Annotated in this window: 1 pseudogene; it reads right to left on the bottom strand. The window is 48.3% G+C overall.

The window, feature by feature from the left end:
- A pseudogene (locus PZH32_RS11790) lies at positions 1–319 on the bottom strand (hypothetical protein); the annotation flags it as partial.
- Positions 320–362: the final 43 nt, after the last annotated feature.

The following is a 362-nucleotide window of genomic DNA, read 5'->3' as shown; positions in this document are numbered from 1 at the left end:
CTTTTTCGCCTGCCGCAATCTTCCCGGAAGACTCATTTAATTCTTTTTGTGCCTGCTCCAGTTCTTCTTTGGATGAGGCAATCTTCGCCTGAGACGATGCCAGTTCTTTTTTCGCCTGTTCCAGCTCTTTCTGTGCATTTTCCAGCTTTTCCCTTGCTGCTGTAAGCTTCTCCTGTGCTTCTGCCTTTCCCTGCTCCAGCTCAGCCTCTGCATCCGTAATCTCTTTTTCTGCATCTGCCAGCTTTTCCGAAGCTTCTGTCACGATTTCATCATACCGTGCCTTCTCCCGCTCCTCTTTGATGGCTTCTACTTCTTTCATGACAGAGTCGATCCGCTGATCGTACTGACTGCTTTTACAGATC

The organism is Adlercreutzia equolifaciens, assembly GCF_029076695.1.
Lineage (GTDB): Bacteria > Actinomycetota > Coriobacteriia > Coriobacteriales > Eggerthellaceae > Adlercreutzia > Adlercreutzia equolifaciens_A.
Note: the sequence above shows the minus strand (reverse complement) of the source record. Positions and strands in the feature narration are given on the sequence as shown.